At 40.5% G+C, this 17,916-nt stretch carries 14 protein-coding genes; 2 read left to right on the top strand and 12 right to left on the bottom strand.

Annotated elements, in window-relative coordinates:
* Positions 1–103 precede the first annotated feature (103 nt).
* The 5 genes from guaA to H6G79_RS16460 form a co-directional block, all read right to left on the bottom strand.
* Positions 104–1,726 carry a glutamine-hydrolyzing GMP synthase gene (gene guaA / locus H6G79_RS16480; RefSeq protein ID WP_190593097.1) on the bottom strand — a complete coding sequence of 541 codons (1,623 nt, stop codon included), beginning with the start codon at positions 1,724–1,726 and terminating at the stop codon, positions 104–106.
* Between the two features lie 324 nt (positions 1,727–2,050).
* On the bottom strand, positions 2,051–3,166 hold the full coding sequence (cbiD, locus tag H6G79_RS16475) for a cobalt-precorrin-5B (C(1))-methyltransferase CbiD (RefSeq protein WP_190593098.1): 1,116 nt from the start codon (positions 3,164–3,166) through the stop codon (positions 2,051–2,053).
* 169 nt (positions 3,167–3,335) lie between these two features.
* On the bottom strand, positions 3,336–3,635 hold the full coding sequence (locus H6G79_RS16470; RefSeq protein ID WP_190593099.1) for a hypothetical protein: 300 nt from the start codon (positions 3,633–3,635) through the stop codon (positions 3,336–3,338).
* Between the two features lie 27 nt (positions 3,636–3,662).
* Entirely contained in the window at positions 3,663–4,256 is a 594-nt protein-coding gene (locus tag H6G79_RS16465; protein WP_190593100.1) for a DUF3177 family protein, read from the bottom strand.
* A gap of 507 nt (positions 4,257–4,763) precedes the next feature.
* Complete coding sequence (locus H6G79_RS16460; protein ID WP_190593101.1) at positions 4,764–5,003, bottom strand: Calvin cycle protein CP12; 240 nt, start codon at positions 5,001–5,003, stop codon at positions 4,764–4,766.
* Between the two features lie 614 nt (positions 5,004–5,617).
* Between H6G79_RS16460 and H6G79_RS16455 the strand changes: the two genes are divergently transcribed.
* Entirely contained in the window at positions 5,618–6,832 is a 1,215-nt protein-coding gene (locus tag H6G79_RS16455; protein WP_190593102.1) for an FIST N-terminal domain-containing protein, read from the top strand.
* A 144-nt stretch (positions 6,833–6,976) separates the two neighbouring features.
* Here H6G79_RS16455 and H6G79_RS16450 read toward each other — a convergent pair whose 3' ends face one another.
* Entirely contained in the window at positions 6,977–8,083 is a 1,107-nt protein-coding gene (locus H6G79_RS16450) for a metallophosphoesterase (RefSeq protein WP_190593103.1), read from the bottom strand.
* Positions 8,084–8,500: 417 nt separating this feature from the next.
* Here H6G79_RS16450 and trmB point away from each other — a divergent pair, with 417 nt between their 5' ends.
* Positions 8,501–9,139: a tRNA (guanosine(46)-N7)-methyltransferase TrmB gene (gene trmB / locus H6G79_RS16445; RefSeq protein WP_190593104.1), complete on the top strand. Its 639-nt coding sequence runs from the start codon at positions 8,501–8,503 to the stop codon at positions 9,137–9,139.
* Positions 9,140–9,433: 294 nt separating this feature from the next.
* Here the strand turns inward: trmB and H6G79_RS16440 are convergent, their stop codons facing one another.
* The 6 genes from H6G79_RS16440 to H6G79_RS16415 all read right to left on the bottom strand — a co-directional run bounded on the left by H6G79_RS16440 (position 9,434) and on the right by H6G79_RS16415 (position 17,794).
* On the bottom strand, positions 9,434–10,948 hold the full coding sequence (locus H6G79_RS16440) for an HlyD family efflux transporter periplasmic adaptor subunit (RefSeq protein WP_190591686.1): 1,515 nt from the start codon (positions 10,946–10,948) through the stop codon (positions 9,434–9,436).
* 183 nt (positions 10,949–11,131) lie between these two features.
* The gene (locus H6G79_RS16435; RefSeq protein ID WP_190591687.1) at positions 11,132–13,861 is read right to left on the bottom strand and encodes a peptidase domain-containing ABC transporter; all 2,730 of its coding nucleotides are present in this window, start codon (positions 13,859–13,861) and stop codon (positions 11,132–11,134) included.
* Positions 13,851–14,480 (bottom strand): helix-turn-helix domain-containing protein, encoded by a 630-nt coding sequence (locus H6G79_RS16430; RefSeq protein WP_190591688.1) that lies wholly within the window; start codon positions 14,478–14,480, stop codon positions 13,851–13,853. Before H6G79_RS16430 ends, H6G79_RS16435 begins: the two co-directional genes overlap by 11 nt.
* 652 nt (positions 14,481–15,132) lie before the next feature.
* Positions 15,133–15,882, bottom strand: a complete 750-nt coding sequence (locus H6G79_RS16425) for a peptidylprolyl isomerase (protein ID WP_190591689.1) — start codon at positions 15,880–15,882, stop codon at positions 15,133–15,135.
* A 208-nt stretch (positions 15,883–16,090) separates the two neighbouring features.
* Positions 16,091–17,419 carry a tetratricopeptide repeat protein gene (locus tag H6G79_RS16420; protein WP_190591690.1) on the bottom strand — a complete coding sequence of 443 codons (1,329 nt, stop codon included), beginning with the start codon at positions 17,417–17,419 and terminating at the stop codon, positions 16,091–16,093.
* Positions 17,420–17,629: 210 nt separating this feature from the next.
* Positions 17,630–17,794, bottom strand: coding sequence for a hypothetical protein (locus H6G79_RS16415; protein WP_190591691.1), 165 nt, complete (start codon positions 17,792–17,794; stop codon positions 17,630–17,632).
* Positions 17,795–17,916: the final 122 nt, after the last annotated feature.

Raw genomic sequence — 17,916 nt, 5'->3', positions numbered from 1 at the left:
CTGCCGTTAGGCAAGCGGAGAGAGGCTTTGAATCTTGCTCCCCTTCCCTTGTAGGGAAGGGGTTGGGGGTTAGGTTTGAGAGAAAGTTGCACACGGCGTTTAATTACTCCCATTCGATGGTTCCAGGTGGCTTGGATGTGATGTCGTAAACTACACGATTCACACCTTTGACTTCGTTCACAATCCGGTTAGAAATTACTTCCAACACATCATAGGGGAGACGCGCCCAATCTGCGGTCATACCATCTTCACTGGTGACGATTCGCAAAACTATGGGAAAGGCGTAAGTTCTTTGATCTCCCATCACGCCAACGCTGCGAATGGGTAACAAGACAGCAAAGGCTTGCCAAACTTCGTTGTACAATCCACGTTGATTGATTTCTTGGCGCACAATTAAATCAGCATCGCGGAGAATATTCAACCTTTCGGCGGTGACTTCACCGATGATGCGAATTGCTAAACCAGGGCCGGGGAAAGGTTGGCGCTGGACGATTTCTTCTGGTAAACCAATAGAACGACCAACTTTGCGGACTTCATCTTTAAAAAGTTTCCGCAGGGGTTCGACTAGTTTAAATCGCAAATCTTTGGGTAAACCGCCGACGTTATGATGGCTTTTAATTTTGACTGCTACCCGTTCGCCTGTTTGGGGGTCAACGTTGGTATCGGCAGATTCGATGACATCTGGATACAGTGTACCTTGAGCTAAGTAATCAAAGGGGCCGAGGCGCTTTGATGCTTCTTCAAAGGTACTAATAAATTCATGACCGATGCGACGGCGTTTTTCTTCGGGATCTGTTACACCTGCAATGGTATCTAAGAAGCGATCGCGGGCATTGACATATTCTACAGGGATATGAAACTGCTCTTGAAACAATTTCACTAACCTTTCTGGCTCATATTTCCGCATAAAGCCTTGGTCGATAAATACACAAGTCAATTGATCACCGATCGCTTTATGCAATAAAAAAGCTAGAGTAGAAGAATCAACACCGCCAGATAATGCTAAAAGTACCCGTTTATCACCAACTTTAGCGCGAATTTCTCTGATTGCTTCTTCCACAAAAGCGGCAGTTGTCCAAGTTGGTTCGCATTCGCAGATATGATAAACAAAGTTGCGAATTAAGGCTAAACCACCAATGGAATGTACAACTTCGGGGTGGAACTGCACACCATAAAGTTTCTTTTCGTGGTCAGCAACAGCCGCACAGGGAGTATTTTCTGTATGTGCCAAGATTTCAAACCCAGTTGGCATTTTCACCACGGAGTCGCCGTGACTCATCCACATGGTTGTGCCGTCTTCGACGTTGGTTAATAAGTCGGTGGGATCATCTATATATAATGAGGCTTTGCCATACTCACCGCGATCGGCTTTCGCCACTTCCCCGCCGAGTTGGTTTACCATTAACTGCATCCCATAACATACACCCAGAATTGGAATGCCTAAATGCCAAATTTCTGGGTCACAGTGGGGAGCTTTTTCGCTGTAAACTGAACTCGGCCCGCCAGAAAGAATAATGCCTTTGGGGTTAAGTTGCCGCAATTGTTCGGCTGTGGTGCGATAAGACAGAACTTCAGAATATACCTGAGTTTCACGAATGCGTCGGGCTATCAGTTCAGAATACTGAGAGCCAAAGTCTAAAATAATAATCATTTGACGCTCAAGCTGCCTCAATTCTTCTACTGGTTGAGGTGCTTGTTCGGTTAGTAGAGTCACCGCTGTATTCATGATGGGGAAGTGTGAATGAAGTAGTAGATGGTTGCACTGTGGTTTGACAAAAATACCACTTATCGCCGGAGTTACTTAGATGAGAATTGCGCTGATTGCTGAAAGCTGGACAGTACTTGGTTTAGACTCTGCTTTCTGGCACTCAGCACTTTACTATCTCTGCCTTCTGAGGCTGGTAAATGGTAAAGGAAACCCCTACAAACGCGGGTTATAAAGCGTTTGCTCGGTCATTCAATCTGACATGGTATTAGAAGGAATAAATTACCCTAGAGTGGTTACTGAAAAAGCTATTTATTTAGATTATTAATGATTATTCATATTAAGTTAACATAATTTTGCGATTAAGAAACAAGCAGTTTTACTCTTTACGATAATTTTGCGATCGCGATCAAAGAGAATTGAGCCGCATTTTGGTACTGTCGTACTTCGGTTATTATGGGCTTGCATGTATTCTTGAGAACGAGTATCTATGGTTTGAGCGATCGCACCATAAACTTGATTTACCCAATCACTACCACTGACAGTATCCAATTCTCGCAGATATTTCAGGGCTGCTTCTGCCGTGGGACTATGAAATACTGCTTGTATATCTGATGACTGCATTCCCGCCAAAGCACAGTGGGCTGCTAAAATTTCCCGCCGTCCATCTGCCAAATGATGATGGGTGTGAAAAATTCCTCCCGCCAATTTCAGCAACTTGCCGTGATAACCAAACAATAAGATTTCTTTAACGCCTAAAGCATCCGCCTCGACTAACATCGGCCCCAACCAGTTAGCCGTTTTTACCAATTGTTCGGGATTAATCCCGATTTTTTGCGCCAAATCTAAACCGTTCTCGCCAATGCAAAATACCAAACTCTCAAAGCGACTGGCTTTTTGTTGTAATTCTGCCCGAAACGCGGTTAACTGATCAGGTGAACTTAAAGGTTGGGAAATGCCGGTTGTTCCTAATAGCGATAGTCCTTCAACGACACCAAAGGCAGCATTAGAAGTGCGGACAGCCAGCGATCGCCCTTCGGGTAAAATAATCGTGACTGTGATTTTTTCCCCAGGTGCTAACATCCGTTGCAAGTTTGCTTGCAATAAATTTTGGGCATAACGATAAATCGCAGGTTGATCATCTGCATCCAGAATTTTGCCAATTCCTTCCCCACCTTTAATTGTGACTGCTTGTGCTGTTTCGCCACCCCAAGCCACCATTGCCCAAATTGGTGTATCCCGCGTCAAGTCAAGATTATCACCAGGGTCACTACGAGTAATGCCTAAAGCCAAATTTTCCGATAACCCCGCCACTTGTTCTATCGGGATTTCCGCGATTTGCGCTGGTGTAATTAAGTCAACCGCCACAGTTTGCCAAGACTGATTTTGGCGTAACCAATGTAACGCCGCCATCGCCGCCGCACAAGCAAACACAGGTAAAGTGTATCCAGCTTTAGTCATTGGTCATTAGTTCATAGTGCTGAGTGCATCAATTTTGGATTTTAGATTATGAAAATCTTTCAATCTAAAATTGGCAATCCAAAATCTAAAATTCTTCTGCCCCCCTGTCGCCAAGCGTTCGCGCAGCGTCTCCGTCAGGAGAAGTCGAGGTGCTACTCCCCCAAATCTTTCACACCCCCACTTCCACCAACAAAGCTTGCATTGCTTCCCAAGAGATGCCTTTTTCGATGTAACGGGGTGCTTCAGGATTATACGGGCTGGCGATGCGATCGATACTGAGAATTGTGGCCTCGTCTAAGAGTACGGGGACATCAGGATCAAAAGCGGTGGGACGCATTAAAGAACTAGAAAAACCTTTGAAGACTGCAATTTTGTCTTGTTCATCGCCTATTTCTACCGTAATCAATAAAACTTCTTGGGGGCGTTTGCTGGTGTATTGTTCTAGGCGCTTGCCAATGGAATTATTCATCAAATTGGAACTTTGTCTTGGAGTTAATTACTGAGGTGTTGCTGAACGTCCTTGTTTGCCCAGCTTAATCAGAACAAAGTAGCTTAAGTAAAGTACATAAATTACTAAACAGGTAATACCCAGAAAACCGAGGAATGCAGGTTTGCTGTTGTGATGGAAGTAGTCTTTAAAGATTAAAGGGGCTTCAAACCAGACTCGACAATAGGGACTTTTAATGGCTGTTTCGGAAAAGGCACAACCGATAAAAGGAACAAAGGCGATCGCACCCAGTAAACTATAAACTGTTACAGCCCAGCGCCAAGAAGTAAAAACTAGCTTTAATAAGCCACTCTGTTGATACTCAATTTCATCATTGAGATCCACCCAAAACCACAGAGAAATCGGAATCAGAATACGCGCTATCAACCCAGAAACAAAGCTGACTGGATACTCAGCAATCATTAAATAAATTGTAATTGCAAACAAACTTGCCACTCGCCAGTAAATCATTAACAGGCGTTGTATTCCTTCTGCCCTTTGAACAAATGCCCAAATCAGCAGAATTAAGGGGATAATCAGTGTAAATAATACTGCCAGTCGATAATCAGCCCAGACATAAGGGCGAAACCACACATCTTCCATTATCTTTGCCAGACGCTCAATAAAAAGTTTGCATGAAGAACAGATATTTAATAATAACGGATACTTCTGCAAATATTGGAAATGACTATAAGACTCTCATCAGGCAGTAGTTACGGAAAAATATTTAAATAGAGGATTCATAATTTGATTTGGGAAAAAAATCAGCACACCCAGAGCAGGCTTCTTTCCTACTCCCTACTCCCTACTCCCCATTCCCTACTCCCTGCTTACACAACTAGATTCAGGAATCAAACCGTATTCTTATAGCTCAATAATATTGATGTCTGGTTACTCACTTCATCCTTCATCGGGGTGAAATGTGCTTGTGTGGAGGTAAAAAAACAAGCAACTTGTGTATCCTTTACTTTTGTAACTTGTACTAACTGACAACTTGTGATTTGGGATGAGTTAAAAAACATACCCTAAAAAGGATCAAGCACAAAGTCACAGTAAATAGATTTTGGTTGCTTGCTTGATTGGATGAATAAAAATTTACCCACTCAATGTCTATTCATCGTAAACTCGACACTCAACTGCATCTGGGTTGTTGTCGCAGTACTGTTCTAGAGAATTTTTGGGCTTATTTTGGCGCTGGTGAGAGGCTTCAGCTTGCAGTTCTTCAACTGCATCCCAAGCGGCTGCACATTCAGCAGAATTGCTACCTGATATGTCGCAGACAGCACGAGCTTGTTCTACTTCTGCTTGAATTTGTTCTTCAAGATCAACTTTTGCTTTGGTTTCGCTCATAGCTTTCGTTTTGCTGTGTGTTGTTAATACTAGTATAGAAAAGTTCAAAAATTTCTATTTTCTGTACTATCATTCATCATTCTACCTAATTAGTTGAGCCACTTAGTATCTATGGCCGCCTGATGATAGATAACCACGGTATATTGGGATATTCAGGCTGTATTTTTATTTCTAAATTACTGATTGAGGCTGGGAGTAGGGAGTGGGGAGCTCACAAGTGTAGGTTTTTAACAGAGTGATGAGTAGCGACTCTAAAAATCACGATTTAATCAGAGTTCCACCCCCCTCACACCCTTACACCCCTACACCCTAAATCAAGGTTTTTGGGGCATAACGTAAAAAACCTACACCTGTCAGGGAGTGGGGAGTAGATTTGTTTGTAATTCATTTAGGAATGCTATATCTTTTAAGATTTTATAGAGTCAGTACTGCGAAGGTGCATCTATAAACTATATTTATTGCATGATTCATTGTATGTAATGGTTATTGATGAATATCTGTCTTTAAAGGCTGCTAACAGGAGGTAAGCAGGGCGGTGAGGCAGTCTGTGAGACGCTTTACCTTGTCAAAACCTGGGGCTAAAAGCACGATGAAAAAGGAAGAGATGAAATTTCATGGCAGATCAAATGCAGTGGGCTAATGCCCTATCAACCCGTCCTTCTCTAGAAGCCGCTATTACAGATGCGGTGCAGAAAACTACGTCTTCGTTAACAGCACCGGCGGATTTAGGGCTGGTATTTATTTCATCTGCTTTTGCTAGTGAATATTCTCGGCTTTTACCTTTGTTGGCAGAAAAACTGTCTGTACCCGTCATGATTGGTTGTAGCGGTGGTGGGGTAATTGGAACTACATCAGATGGGGAAACTCAAGAGATAGAAGCAGAAGCAGCTTTAAGTTTAACATTGGCACATTTACCGGGGGTGAATCTCCGCGTTTTTCATATTTTGGCGGATGAATTGCCCGATTTGGACAGTTCTCCAGATGCTTGGGTGAATTTAATTGGTGTGGAACCATCCGCCAAACCACAGTTTATCCTGTTGTCTAGTTCTTTTTCTTCCGGTATTAATGAATTATTGCAAGGATTAGACTTTGCTTATCCCGGTTCGGTGATTGTGGGGGGACAAGCTAGTGGTGGCGGTATGGGTGGGAGACAGGCGCTGTTTTGTAACGATCGCCTCTACCGTGAAGGCACTGTCGGCTTGGCTTTAACTGGTAATATTGTGTTAGAAACCATTGTGGCTCAAGGCTGTCGCCCCATTGGGAACCCAATGCAAGTTACCAAAGCCGAACGCAACATTATTTTAGAACTAGATGAAAAAGTGCCTTTGGTGGTGTTGCGTGATTTAATTAATAGCCTGAGTGATCAAGAACGCACTTTAGCCCAACATTCTTTATTTGTTGGCGTGGCGATGGATGAATTTAAAATGTCTTTGCAGCAAGGAGACTTTTTAATTCGCAGTATTTTAGGAGTAGATCCCACCGGTGGCGCGATCGCAATTGGCGATCGCGTCCGGTCTGGTCAACGGTTACAATTTCATTTACGTGATGCCGAAGCTTCCGCCGAAGACTTAGAATTTCTCTTGGAAAAATATCAAAACCAAGAACAGCCTTCATCCTCAGCAATTGCCGCATTAATGTTTGCTTGCGTCGGTCGAGGCGAAGGACTTTATGGTAAACCTAATTTTGACTCCTCACTATTTAGGCGTTACTTCCAAAATATCCCCATCGGCGGCTTTTTCTGCGGTGGCGAAATTGGCCCTGTAGGCGGTAATACTTTCCTACATGGTTACACTTCTGTATTCGGCATTTGTCGTCAGTCTGAGTTTTAAGTGCTGAGTGCTGTAGTCTGAGTAGGAGTAGACAAGGTAGAGGGGGTAGACAAGGTAGAAAAATTGCTCCCTTCCCTTGTCTGCCTTGTCCCCCTTGTCCCCCTTGTCCCCTTGTCCCCCTTGTCCCCTTGTCCCCTAACTCTTCTACTTCTCCAACAACAAAGTACTGTTGTTATCAATAAAGTGGGGAGTACCACAACGAGCGATCGCACTGTAAGTTTGAATATAGTGACGGACATTTTGCGGAAATTGGGGGTAGTCAAATACAGCATCCCCATCGGCAATTTTTGACCAAAAGTCACGTAAACTGGGAGCTATGACTTGCGCCTGCTCTGATGGTAAGTTTAACGGTGGATGAGTGAGAAATTTCATCAAAAAAGGAAAAGAGCGATCGCCCATCCATTGTTTTGATAAATGCTGCAAATTGGGAAAATCCGGTACAGATTCCACCCGATGCGATAATACTTGCAACCATTCTCTGCCGTAGTTATCTTGGCGAAACTCAAAAACTCGATAAGGATGAGGATAACTCACTAAAGAGCCGGTAGTAATATCGTAAACTCCATCTGAACAAGCAATATCCTGAACATGCAGATGCCCTGTAAATACTAACTTGACGTGATATTGACGCAGCAGTTTTAACAGTTGCGGCGCATTTTGCAGCATATAGCGGTTCCCCATCGGATGGCGCGTCTGCTGGGGTATATGTTCAACTACATTGTGATGCACCATCACCAACACTAACTCTTCTGTTGCTGTTGCTAAAACATTTTCTAACCAAGTTAGTTGTTGCTGATCTAAACGTCCTAGCTGCTTACCTTCTGCATCAAAAAAATTGGAATTTAACCCAATTAACCGCACTCCCGGTAACACTTGATGAGTGTAGTAAATTTGCTCAGGATTGTCATAGCCAAACTTGCGGTAATAATTGGGAAAATCAGCAAAACTAATGGATTGCTCATCTGCCATGATTACAGGTACATCATGATTACCCGGAACCACATAAACCGGAAATGGCAACTTAGATAAGCGTTGTTGTAACCAAAGATGATTTTCTGGTTCACCATGCTGGGTTAAATCGCCTGGAAGCAACAGAAAATCTAAATCAAGTTGTGTTAAATGTTCGATGACACTTTCAAAAGCTGGGATACTAACTTCCACCAAATGAAACCGACTGGGATGATCCCAGATTGTATGGGGAAGTGCAATGTGTAAGTCGCTGACTACAGCAAAGCGAAAATTGAGAGCCATTGATTTGCGGGCAAATTTAAAAATACAGGTTAAAAAAAGCCTTTTCCACAAAGTATAACCTTTGCTTTGTCTACTCGGCAGGAAAATGATTTCTTAACATTTGTAAATACAGCAAAATTCAGAAACCTTAATTCTTTAAGAAGTCGGGGATCTATTTATCCACCAATAATTGAGCATAAATATATTTTTGAGCTTCCAAAAAGTTGAAATTTAAATTTCAATATCAATAATGTGTATAAATCTCTGGAAATTTCGCCTGATTATTTTGATGTTTGTCAAAATTTATCTTGATAATTAGGCTCTATTTAATAATTTTAAAATTGTATAGTGTCTTAATTATTTAACTACTTAATTAAATTTATTATATAATTGTATACTTAATTTTCTATCTGCATATCCTAACGAGGAGTACCAGCTTTGGCACCTGTGAGAGTCCGCCAACACGTTAACCCATTAGCCCGCAAATATCGTACACCAGTTAATCCCTTAGAGTGGGAAAAGGTTTATGCACAACCAAACCAACCACTACATTTAGATATTGGCTGTGCTAGAGGTAGATTTGTGTTGCAAATGGCGCAGGTAGAACCTAACTGGAATTTTCTTGGTTTAGAGATTCGGGAACCATTGGTAGTGGAAGCGAATCAGTTGCGTTCTGAGTTGGGTTTAAGCAACCTGCATTATTTGTACTGCAATGCGAACAACTCCTTAGAACCTCTGTTATCTGGTTTAGCACCCGGAATTTTACAAAGGGTGACAATTCAGTTTCCTGATCCTTGGTTTAAAACTCGTCATGCTAAACGGCGTGTAGTCCAACCAGAACTAGTGGCAGAATTAGCGGCATATTTAGCAGTGGGTGGAGTGGTATTTCTGCAATCAGATATGAAGTTTATCGCCGTGGAAATGTGCGATCGCTTTGCGGAAAACTCAGCCTTTACAAAAATCGGTACAGATGAATGGTTAGCCGAAAATCCCCTACCAGTCCCCACAGAACGAGAAATTGCTACTCAAAATAAAGGTGAACCAGTTTATCGCGCTTTGTTTGTTAAACAAGGGTGATATGTAGTTGGAAGAAGGCAGAAGGCAGTGGTTCGGCTACTTCGGCTGCGCTCAGTACAAGTTCGCTCACCAACCAGGCAGTCCCGATGAAACTTGTTTCATCGGGACTGCCTTAGAGGATGTCTGAAAACTTTTTGGTGTTGTATTTTAGACTTGTAGATCCCCCTAAATCCCCCTTAAAAAGGGGGACTTTGAAGCATTTCCCCCCTTTTTAAGGGGGGTTAGGGGGGATCAAGAAGTGCTAATAATCACAACCAACCACTTTTCAAACACCCTCTTACAACTCCTGCCTTCTCAAAGCTTCACTCCTCCTTGTTGCAACTGCTTAAATGGATCAAGTAGAAAATCGATGATTCGGCGTTGGCGGATAACGACTTCGGCTGTGGCTGTATCACCAGGACGCACGGGTATACATTTATTCGCAGCAGGTAAACAAGTTTGTTTGAGGGCAATATCTAAGTTATAAGCTGCAACTTTGCCATTGGGTGTGTCTATTTCTGTAGTAGTAGGAGAAATTTTAATTAGCTCACCTGAGATTACGCCATAATCTTGAAATGGATAAGCATCAAATTTTAGCTTCACTGGTAATCCTGTGTGCAAAGAACCACTTTCTGTTGTGGCCATTGTGGCGCGAATGATAAAAGGTGAATTTGCAGGTGCTATCTCTGCTAACATTGTGCCAGATTGGACAACGGCTCCAGGTTTTTGGATTGGTAGTTGAAATAAAATTCCGTTACTAGTAGCTTTGATTTCTCTTTGTTGTAATTGAAATTGCCAAGCTGTAATTTGGCTTTTAGTTTGAGCGATATCTGATTGTAAAGATGTAATTTCGGTTTCGATATTTTTTTCCTGTTCGGCAATTCTTAAAATGGCTAGTTTACCAGAACGAGTTAAAGTTTGATAACTACTTTCTTGTTCTTTGAGGCGTAACTGGGCTTGTTCAATTTCGGCATTTGCTTGACGAATATTCCGTTCATAACTACTTTGTTGTTCAGTTAAACGTAATTTTGCCTGTTGAATATCTGCCTTTGTTTGTTCATACAGTTTTATTCGTTCTTGAAGAGCATCTTCTTTTTCGACAACGTTAACTTCCGCCGCAATTCCGTCTTTAAAGGCTTTTTGATAACGCTCTAGTTCACGTTGGGCGATCGCCAAGCTAACTTCCGCTAACTTTTTCGCTTTTTCGTTTTGGATAATAGTTTGCTTCGCTTGATTTAATTGCGCTATACCTGCTGCTTTTTGTAAATTAAAAGTATTAGTAGATAGTTGAAGATTTTGGCGAAATTGCTCAATTTGTGCTTGTTTTTCTAATTGTTGTGATTGATTTTGTTGCTCTTGGGTAGCTAAAGAAACCAAAAGTTGATTTTTAGCGGAATTTAACTGCGTCAGTCGATTTAACTGTCCTTCTAATTTATCTTGAGCTTGTTGTAATTCTGATTTGACTAATTCCGAATCTAATATTAATAAAGTTTGCCCAGCTTTGACTGTATCTCCTTCTTGAACACGAATTTCTGCAACCGTACCCGCAACAGCCGCATCGAGTTTAACCGTTTTATCTTGAGTTTCTACTCTACCTCTCGCTGTCCCAGTTTCATCAATTTTAGCAAACACTGTCCAAGGCAAAATTATCGAGACAAACACAACTAAAAAATATAATATTCCTCGCGTCCAAACTTGGGGTAAGTTATCAAGAGTTTCTCTGGTAACATCAGACCAATCATCAGTTTTTGGTAATACAGCTTCATCGATAAGTTCTGGTTCAGATATATCTTTTGAGTGTGATACTTTACCATTCAATGTATTTGTCATAATTTTTCCTAGAGGTTAGAGATTAGGGGCTAGAGATGAAGAGAAGAGATAATCAAAAAATCGCAAATTATCTATGACTTACGCAATAAATCTCTCAAAATCTTATAACTTCGTGTCCTTTGCGTCCTTTGCGGTTAGTTTTTTCATAATCTTGCGTAAATTATGATTACCAATGACCAATAACTAACTATTAATTTGCATTTGCTGTTGATTTAAATAGAAATAATGTCCTCGTTTAGCCATTAGTTCTGCATGAGTGCCACTTTCAATTAATAGCCCTCGATCTAGGACTAAAATTAAATCTGCATTCCGCACTGTAGAAAGGCGGTGGGCGATAACTAATGTTGTTCTGCCTTTGAGGATTTTATTTAAATTCTGTTGAATAATTCTTTCCGATTCAGTATCTAGATGGGAGGTAGCTTCGTCTAAAATCAATAGCTGTGGATTACCTAACAAAGCTCTAGCGATCGCAATTCGTTGTCGCTGTCCACCAGATAACAAGCCGCCACCTTCACCTATTTGGGTTTCATATCCCAAGGGTAGCTTTTTAATAAACTCATCCGCACCAGCTAATTTAGCAGCTTCGATTAATTCTGCTAAGGTAGCTCCTGGATATCCTAAACTAATATTCTCTCGAATTGTGCCACCAAATAAAAAGGTATCTTGGTCAACTACTCCCACACAAGAACGTAGAGAACGTAAGGAAATGCTAGTAATATCTTGTCCATCAATTAAGACTTTGCCATCAGTAGGCGGATATAACCCTAAAACTAACTTAGAAATAGTAGTTTTACCTGAACCACTCCGCCCTACTAAAGCTACCATCTGCCCTGGTTTGATTTCAAATGAGAGATTTTCTAAAATATTCACATCACTATCTGGATGATAGCGAAAGGTCACATTTTCAAACCGGATACTACCTTGGAGTTGAGGAATATTTTGCCTTAATTGATGTTGTAAATCTTCTTCTGGCTCCGCATCTAAAACATCATTAATCCGTTCTACAGCAATCACGACTTCTTGCAATTGATTCCACAAAACCGTTAATCTTTGAAATGGGGTAATAATATTGACTAAAAGCAAATTAAATGCAACCAACTGCCCAATCGTTAATTGATTTTGAATTACTAAGTGCGCCCCAAACCAGAGCAAAGCGGTAGTTACCAAGGCTTGAATTGTATTACTAATAATTTGCAGTCGATTACTAATAACTTGACTGGCAAAGTTGGTTTTTACTTCTTGGTTTAATAACTCTTCCCAATGCCAACGCACATTTTGTTCCACTGCTGTGGCTTTGACTGTTCGCACACCAGTTAAGGCTTCAATTAAGTAACTGCTTTCCTTGGCGACAGAATTAAAGATTTCCCGCGAAATTCTCTGCAAAAATGGTGTAGCGATTAATGCTAATAAGGCGAATGGTGGCACAATAATTAATACTAGCAAAGCCATACGCCAGCTATACCAAAACATCAAGCCGACATAAATAAAGACGGTGAATAAATCTAAGAGTATAGATAATGCTTCACCAGAAAGAAATCTTTGAATTTTGCGGTTTTCTTGAATGCGGGAGACAATATCGCCCACATAACGCGACTCGAAAAAACTCAAAGGTAGTCGCAATGTATGGCGAATAAAACCAACAATTAATACTAAGTCAATTTTGTTGGCTGTATGGTCTAAGAGATATTGACGCAACCCCATCATGGCGACACGGAACAAGTTAAACATCAGCAACCCTAAACCCACGGCTGTTAATGTCAGTTCCGATCGCTGGACAACCACACGGTCTAAAATTAACTGGGTAAATAACGGGGTAATCAGCCCAAAGATTTGGATAAATACAGAAGCAATCAACACCTCAACTATCACCAGCGAGTGAGGTTTCATTAATCCAAAAAATTGCCAAAAAGGTGTAGAGGCTTCTTTGGCATCTTTAAAAGCGGCTGTTGGTTGCAACAGCAAAGCATAACCAGTCCAGTTAGCTTTAAATTCGCTGTGGCTGAGGGTTTTTTGACCGATGGCGGGGTCGCCAATAATCACATCGTTGGGAGTAATTTCGTAAACCACTATATAATGTTTGCCTTCCCAATGAGCGATCGCAGGTAATTTTTGCTTGGCTAACTGATTAAAACTAGCTTTCACCGGTCTAGTGTTAAAACCGAGGCTTTCCGCCGCCATGACTAATCCTCGCAACGATGCACCGTTGCGGTCAACATTGGCGATATCTCGTAAACGATTCACACTAAAACGTTTACCCCAATAACGCGACACCATCACTAAGCAAGCAGCACCACAGTCAGAAGCACTTTGTTGAGCAAAAAACGGATAGCGTCGAGTTACCCTCTGCCATAAATGTCCGACTCGTTGGCTAGGGTTGGGAAAGTAAGCTTTACTAATCTTTTTGCTGTCTGGAGGTTCAATAGGCGGCGCAACAATATCTATTTGATGATGTGGATGCACCTCAGATGTCTGAAGAGAAGAAGTATCCGCGCTGTTTGGTTGTGGCGAACGGGATAAGGCTTTAGTCCAGAGATGATCCCGCATTTGGGGGTATTTCGCCATTAATGACTGCAACACATCACCAGGAATAAAACATAGTTGCAAATTAACAGAAGCTCTGGCGGAATATGGTGTGAGGTTAGCTTCTGGAAATAAGGTAAATTCCCCGAAAGAAGTTCCTGTTTCTAATGTGGCAATTAATTCATCAACATCATCTAGTAGCCTGACTTTACCTGTCACCACAATATAGATACCAAGTTCTACATTTGCGCCTTGCCAGAATTTACCAACTTTTGGATTTAGGGATTTAGCTTGTTGAAGACAGTACTGAAATTCTTCTACCGATAGGGAACAGCCCAAAGTCTCGTTGAGTTGTTCGGGAGTGATCAACTGAACGGATAGATTATGCACCATAGATATCTACATTTCTTCCTAATTTTGTGAACTTCATCGGCGAAAAGTCGCTATCATCGGTTAATCTTGCCGATCGCAAATCTTTAATCAAAATTTTGGCACCATGAGTTTGCTGAGGTTGGGTTGCTTCAGCATTTTGGGATTTTGGTAATGTAGATAACCCCATTTGTTTGAGGAGTCGCTTAATATGGCGATCGCTAATTTCCATCCCTAATTCTTTGGCGAGATGTTTTTGCAGCCAGTTAACTGTCCAGCGCCGAAAAGAATAGCCATAGTCGCGGGGACTATTACTCACAAGTTCTCTCAATCGCTCTAAATACTGCTCATTCACTGCTTTTGGGCGACCAATAGGGAAATCTTGCCATTGATGCGCCATACCGATTCGCGCAATGTGCATCCAATGTCGTGCTGTAGCTGCACAACATCCCAAAATTTGACAAATTTCCGTTTGTGACTTTCCTTCATCTGTCAACAACATAATTTCAATGCGCTGACGATAGGAATCAGATAAATCTTTTTGTAAATTTTCTTGCAGTAGTTTGCGTTGAAACTTTGTTAAATACTTACCTGTAGGAGCTTGCGCCCTGTCAATGTCATATTGTGCTTGGTTGTACGACATAACGGTAAAAATGCACTACAAATGGTATGTCTGTTGTTATTTACCCAATGCAGATTAGACAGCAGGTAAATGACAATCAGCAGTGCAGATTAAATTGCACCGGGCTATAAATACATATACAAAAAATTAATTTCCGTAAAAACAATTAAATATTTTTCTCGATGGAATATTTATTCAACGATGAAGTCTATGTGATATCTCTGGTGCGGGTGTTCAGGCGATCGCATCTGCAAACAAAATTTTTTGGGACATCAACTAAAACATTTATGTCCCAAAAATTGATTAAATTAACCGTTTGAATTAACCTCAGCATCAACATATTTATAGCTGTATTAGCTTGCTAGACTTAGCTTTGCCAGATTTCCCGATTGAACGCCGACACTTTTTCAGCAGATAATTCCGCAGTTAAACAGCTTCGATATTTAGATATAAAAATTATTTTTGTATCTCTATTATTTACAAACTGATATTAATATGATACTCAAGTATAATTTTTACTAATGTGTACATGCGTTACAGCACGCCTATACTAATAAAGTACAAATAAAAACTCTTTAGTTTATCCTAAAACCTTTCTAGATGAAGATACAATTGATCAGTTATTTATAAAAAAGTCTCCACTCTCCCTTGTCCACCTTGTCTCCCTTATCTCCTAACCACCTACAGAATCAAGCTGAAGCTGATATGTAACTTGCTGCGTTTGCTGCTTCAGCCATTCCGCAAATAAATATGCCACAATTTGTTGGCGCAATTGAGCATTTAACTCTGGCTGAATAATTTCCTCTACCAAAATCAAGTGAATTCCTCTTGATGTAAAAATTGGTTTGAGAAGTTGGGGAGGCTGAACTGTAAAAATAGCCGCAGATATTTCTGGTAATAAATCTCGGCGACGAACTAACCCACGATATCCACAAGCACGCCGTAATTCGATATTTTCGATATATTGGTGAGCCACTTCATAAAAGCTAACTTCACCTTCTTTAATAGCGTAATAAAGTTCTAATGCTAAATCTTCATCTTCTAAAATTACTTCGTACATAATCACACCAGCATAGTCGAGTTGGTGTGCAAAAAAGTATTCTTCAACTTTATTTTCAAACAGGTGTGATGCTAACTTACCAAAAATGAGACTACTATAAGTAATTTTTTCAAAATCATCAAGAGACAGATAATTTTTTTCTAGCCATTGCCATGTTTCAGCCGCACTATCAAGGTTGTTAGCTAATCTAATTTTATCTGCTGCTTGTTGCAATTCCTCTGTTTCTACCTTAATTCCATTTTTTAAAGCAACAGCTTTCACAATATGATCAGCCGTAATTTGTTCAATAATTTCTGGCAGCTTACAAGATAGTTTTAGTTGATGTAAAATATCTTGACTGGTAATTAAGATAGAGTCTGTCATTTTAAATAGGGATATATAAAAGTTTTATTTGATATGTGAATGAAAGAGACAAGGGAGGAAAGGGAGACAAGGTGGACAAGGTAGAGATGTTTGTAAATTGCTATAGGAGTCCTCTTTGATTGATAAATTTGTAAAGGTGCAGTATGGCAGTTTACCCTGACAAATAGAATTACCAATCATTGAGAACTGCCATAGCTTAGTTGTTATCTTAAACTAATACCTTATCAGCCGATCGCTTTAATGCAGACAAGGATTCACTTTGGAAGTTAGGTGCGGCTTTAGGTTGTAATTGTTGCTTTTGTTCTTCCAGTTCTGCTAAACGCAAATTACTCCAATTCACCAGGCCAGGATTTCCCAAACTAGGCGCTATCTTAGCTAGGTGTTGAACAACTGAGATAGCTTCTGGTTCGATTTGTAGAGAAGCCAGATAACAATCACTAGCTAATTCTAATTCACCCATTTTTTCATGACATTGACCAGCCATAAACCAAGCCACTGGAGTTCCTGGAGGGCCTAATCTTGTAGCTGAACGATAGGATTTAGCGGCTTCTTCGAGTTTGCCACGTTTGGTTAACACTTCCGCCAATTCTAAATGATATCTCGGTTCAAGAGGCTCTAGCTGGACTATCAGACGTACTCGTTCTTCTGCTAAATCGAGATCCTTTAGCCATATCGACTCTTTAGAACGGCTTTCCATACACAAGCTGAGATTTTCCCGTGCAACAATTTTTTGCAATTCATTTTCAGGTTTTAAACTTCTGGCGTAAGACTCGCATAAATCCATTTCTTCAACTACTTTCTGTTTATCTCTGCGTAAAAATGGCACAAAAGAAACAGAACGATAGTACATACTCATCAACAAGTTATATTCAAACTCGTTTAGTGAAGGTCTTAATATTTCAATGTCCTTGGTAACTTCTTCACGCCAAAACTCAGCCGCAGCTAAATCTCCAAATATTTTGGAATACTCAACTACCATTTGTAAGCCAGCGTTGATTTTTACCTTACTTCCCGATGGCGCATGGGTAGCGATCGCGGCAATTTCTTGAATATAATCAAAGGTGCGATCGTCAAAGTGAGTAATCAAGCTAGAAAGCGCCCTACACCATGCAAGAGTAGCAAGTTCCACATTACTAGCAATTTCATCATTAGATATTTCTGGGATATACTCTTTTACGACTCGATGAAAGCACAAGCTTCGCAACAAGTTCATCACCCGTAATTTGGTGATATTGGGTAGTTCTTGATAATTAGATAAATACTCACAAAGCTTTTCCCAACGCTCAGTGCGTAATTCTTTTGCTAACTCTAGTGGATGATTAACATGATATTGATACATCCCAGTTTCTTTGACCAGAGATTCTCGAAAGAAAGGTGAGACATTAACTTGAACAGTATAAGGAAGTGTGGTGTTATTAATTAAACTGTTATAACTAAATTCAATTCCATAATGATGAGGTTTACCGCCATTGAGAGGGCCTAAATCAAAATATTGTCGATTTAACCAAGCAATAGGTGAACTATTAAGAGTTAGCATAATATCTCTCCTGATGTTTATTATTATGTAGTTATTGCACCACTACAAAAATCAAGCCACAATTTGACAAGTAGCTAGACATGAGATAAATCACAGTGACATTCGTTTAGAAAATTAACTATGTCACTGTGAAAAGTTGCTTTTAAAATAGTTCTGAAATCCGCAACCAAGATTGTGTATTTCAGAACTATTTTGGAAATTTTTCCTATCTTACGCTAAGAAAGAAGACCATTTAGCAACTGCAAAAGCAACACCACCACGTACAGTTGTGAAAGCTGTAAACTCTGGAGAATCTTTTGCAGATTTAGACTTTAAGTCAACGATTTCATCAGCAGCTTTTTCAGATTTCAGTTGATTAATTTTAATTTCAGCCATGATAATAAACCTCAAGATTCAAGTTGTTTTGACGAAGAAACTTTGTTTTGTCTCTTCCTATTAACATCATGCTTTCTTGAATCTTGGAATGCAAGGGAAAGTCCGGTATGAATTGGGACAAA

Origin of the sequence: Anabaena sp. FACHB-83, assembly GCF_014697485.1 — a bacterium.
In the GTDB taxonomy this organism is placed as follows: Bacteria; Cyanobacteriota; Cyanobacteriia; order Cyanobacteriales; family Nostocaceae; genus Nostoc_B.
This window is presented reverse-complemented; position numbering and strand designations above follow the sequence as displayed.